Genomic DNA, 4,111 nt, shown 5'->3' with positions numbered 1-4,111 from the left:
CCACCGAACCCACCCCACCAACAACAGCCACCACCTCCTCCACCGACAACGACTCCTCCCACACCACCGAACCCACCCCACCCACCAAACCCACCACAGGCTCCCAAACATCCCACCGCACCCCGTACAACGGCCGCCCACCAGCCGACCCCACCGACACCGGCCGCAACACCAACTCATCCACGGCCATGACGGGAACACCCAGCTCGTCGGCCACCTGGACCCGCACGGCGTCATCGCCCACCGCCGACAGGCGGACCCTCACCGACCGGGCTCCGGCGGCCCACTGCCGGACGCCCGACCACGAGGCGGGGACCAACGGTCCGGCCGGAGCCACTCGCTGAAGCCAGGCGTGCCATACCGCTTCGAGCAGTGCGGACTCCGGGTCGGTGCCGTCCACAGCCTCGTCCGGGAGCAGCACTTCGGCGAACATCTCGTCGTCACGATGCCAGGCCGCCCGCAGCCCCTGGTAAGCAGGGCCGTAGGTGTGACCGCGTTCGAACAGCTCGTCGTAGAAGCCCTCGACGTCGACCGCCTCGGCGCCGGCCGGCGGCCATACACCGGCCAGTTCCGTGAACGCCTCCTCGTCCGGCCGGCCCTCTGCGGGGTCCAGCAGTCCCCGGGCCATGCGCGTCCATCCGGCTTCCGGGAGGTCCTCCGGCTGTGAGTGGACGGTCAGCTCCCGACGGGACTCCTCGTCCGGGGCACCGGCCATCACCTGCACCCGGACCGCGCCCGCGGCGTCCAGGGCGAGCGGTGTCTCCAACTCGAGGTGCGCGACCGCGCCGCAGCCGAGGTGCTGGGCCGCGTGGAGTGCCCAGCCGAGCGGAACTCCGCCGGGCAGCAGAGCTGTTCCCTGGACGGTGTTCTCGGCCGGCCGCAGTCCTTCGGCGGTCGCGAGTCGTCCTGTGAACAGGACCGTGTCGGTGCCGGCCGGGGTGACCGCGGCCGTCAGGAGGTGGTGCCCGGTGGGCTCGAGGCCGACGTCGCGCACGTCACCGGACAGCGGCGGTGCCTGCAGCCAGTACCGCTCCCGCTGGAACGCGTACGTCGGCAGGTCCACCGGATCGGTTGACCCGGGGGCCAGAGCTGACCAGTCCACTCTGAGGCCCCGGGTCCACAGGGTGGCCGCCGATCGCAGCAGCGCGGCGGGTTCGTCGTGCTCGCGCCGCAGTGAGCCCACGGCGACCACCTCTTCCGCACCGGCCGCCAGTGCGATGTCCTCGACGGCCGAGGTGACCACGGGATGGGGGCTCACCTCGATGAACGTGTCCACGCCCTGTTCCACCAGCCTGGCCACCACGTCGGCGAAGCGGACCGGCTCCCGAAGATTCCGGTACCAGTACGCGGCGTCGGCCTCCGGGCCCGACACAGGCTCTCCGGTCACCGTGGAGTGCCAGACGGTCCGGGCACGGTCTGCGGTGACCTCGCCCAGCTCCTCGACCAGCCGGTCCCGCAGGAGTGCGACCTGCGGGGAGTGCGACGGATAGTTCACCGGGATCAGGCGCGCGCGGGCTCCTTCCGTGGCGCAGCCTTCGAGCACCTTGCGCAGCGGCTCCTCATCACCGGCGAGGATGACCGCGGACGGTCCGTTGACCGCCGCCACCGACACCGTGCCGGGCTTGCCCGCGTACCGTTCGATCAGTTCCTCGGCCCGTTCGGCGGACACGGCGAGCGACGCCATGCCTCCGCGGCCGGGCAGGCCGTCGGCGATCACCCCGCTGCGGGTCACCACGATCCGGGCCGACTCCGCCAGCGAGAGCACACCCGCCACATGGGCAGCGGCGATCTCGCCCTGCGAGTGGCCCACCACCACCGCGGGGGTGATGCCCGCCGCGCGCCATACCTCGGCCAGTGACACCATCACGGCCCACAGCACGGGCTGCACCACGTCGACTCGCCGCAACGCCTCCTCGTCCCGCAGCACCTCGAACAGGTCCCACTCGACGAAGGCGGAGAGCTCCGTGCCGCAGCGGGCCATGGACTGCGCGAACACCGCCGAGGAGTCCAGCAGTCCGAGTGCCATGCCCGTCCACTGAGCACCCTGTCCGGGGAAGACGAACGCCACCTTGGCACCGGGGCGGGCCGTCCCGGACACCACGTCCGGCGGGTAGGCCTCCTGCCTGGCCAGGTGGTCGAGCTTGTCGGCGAATCCGGCGGGGTCGGCGGCGAGCACCACCGCACGGTGGTCGAACACCGCCCGGGTGCGCGTCAACGCCGCCGCGGTGGCCACCACGTCGTCGTGTCCCGCCGCGAAGTCGCGCAGCCGTGCTGCCTGGCCGCACAGGGCGTCGGCCGTCTTGGCGGAGAGCACCCAGGGCAGGACCCCGCCGGTCACCGCCTCTTCGGTGGGTGCCGCTTCCTCCGGGGCCTGTTCCAGGATGACGTGGGCGTTGGTGCCGCTGATCCCGAAGGACGAAACCGCCGCGCGGCGCGGCCTGTCCGTCTCCGGCCAGGGCAGCGCCTCGGTCGCCAGCTCGACGGCGCCCGAAGACCAGTCGATATGCGGACTGGGCTCGTCCACGTGCAGCGTCGCGGGCACCGTGCCGTGCCGCATCGCCATGACCATCTTGATCACACCTGCTACGCCCGCCGCCGCCTGGGTGTGCCCGATGTTGGACTTCACCGACCCCAGCAGCACCGGGCGTCCGTCCGTACGTTCCTGCCCGTACGTCGCGAGAAGCGCCTGCGCCTCGATCGGATCGCCCAGCGACGTCCCCGTACCGTGCGCCTCCACCACGTCCACGTCACTCGACGCGACCCCCGCGTTGGCCAGCGCCTGGCGGATCACCCGTTGCTGCGAGGGGCCGTTCGGCGCGGTCAGTCCGTTCGACGCACCGTCCTGGTTGACCGCCGAACCCCGTACGACAGCGAGCACCCGGTGACCGTTGCGGCGCGCGTCGGACAATCGTTCCACCATCACCACGCCCGCGCCCTCGGACACGCCCATGCCGTCCGCCGCCGTCGAGAACGCCTTGCAGCGGCCGTCTGCCGCGAGTCCACGCTGTCGGGTGAACTCGGCGAAGATGGTGGGTGTCGCCATGACGGTCACCCCACCCGCGAGGGCGAGATCGCACTCGCCGCGCTGCAGTGCGCTGACAGCCATGTCCAGGGCCACCAGGGAGGACGAGCACGCCGTGTCGACCGTGACCGCGGGCCCCTCGAACCCGAGGGAATAGGCGACCCGGCCGGTCGCGACACTTCCCGCGTTTCCGCTGCTGAGGAACCCGGCGATGCCCTCCGGCACGGAGGTCAGCCGGGCCGCGTAGTCGTGGTACATCAGGCCTGAGAAGACTCCTGTCCGGCTCCCCCGCAGACCCGTCGCGTCGATGCCGGCCCGCTCGATCGCCTCCCACGAGAGTTCCAGCAGGAGCCGGTGCTGCGGGTCCATGGCCACCGCCTCACGCGGCGCCACGCCGAAGAACCCGGCGTCGAAGTCGGCGATGCCGTCCAGGAAACCGCCCTTGTCCACCAGTGAGCTCCCAGGCCGCTCTCCGGTCGGGTCGAACAACCCGTCCAGGGCCCAGCCCCGGTCGGTGGGGAACTCGCCCAGCCCCTCGCCTCCGCTGTCGAGCATCGTCCACAGCTCCTCCGGAGAGGACACACCGCCGGGGAACCGGCAACTCATCCCGACGATCGCGATCGGCTCGTCGGACGTCGTGACCGGGCGCACCGTCCGGTCCGGGGCGGCCGCCGAGCCCTCCAGGACCGTGCTGAGGTGAGCGCCCAGCAAGACCGGCGTCGGGTAGTCGAACACCAAGGTGACGGGCAGCCGGACGCCGGTGATCTCGTCCAGCCGGTTACGCAGTTCCACGGCGGTCAGTGAGTCGAAGCCGAGGTCCTTGAAAGCCCGGTCGGCGGCGACCGCGCCGTCTCCCGTGTGACCGAGCACCAGGGCGGCCTGAGCCCGGACGACGTCGACGGCCATCGCGTCCCGGTCCGCTGCGGCAGCCGCCCGGAACTGCTCGCGCCAGCCCTGCGCTCCTGCCTGCCCACCGGCTGTTCGGCGTGGGGGTTTGCGTACCAGCCCCCGCAACAACGCGGGCACAGCCCCACCCTCCCGCAGACTCACGAGATCCAACCCCACAGGAACACTATGAGCCTCACCGGA

Annotated in this window: 1 protein-coding gene; it reads right to left on the bottom strand. The window is 71.7% G+C overall.

All coding sequences use genetic code 11. The features are described 5' to 3' along the window. The coding region (locus tag ABZ441_RS33415; protein ID WP_358981157.1) for a beta-ketoacyl synthase N-terminal-like domain-containing protein at positions 1–4,048 on the bottom strand (4,048 nt) is incomplete at its 3' end. Between the last annotated feature and the right edge of the window lie 63 nt (positions 4,049–4,111).

This window comes from Streptomyces sp. NPDC005752, assembly GCF_040630715.1.
Lineage (GTDB): Bacteria > Actinomycetota > Actinomycetes > Streptomycetales > Streptomycetaceae > Streptomyces.
Note: the sequence above shows the minus strand (reverse complement) of the source record. Positions and strands in the feature narration are given on the sequence as shown.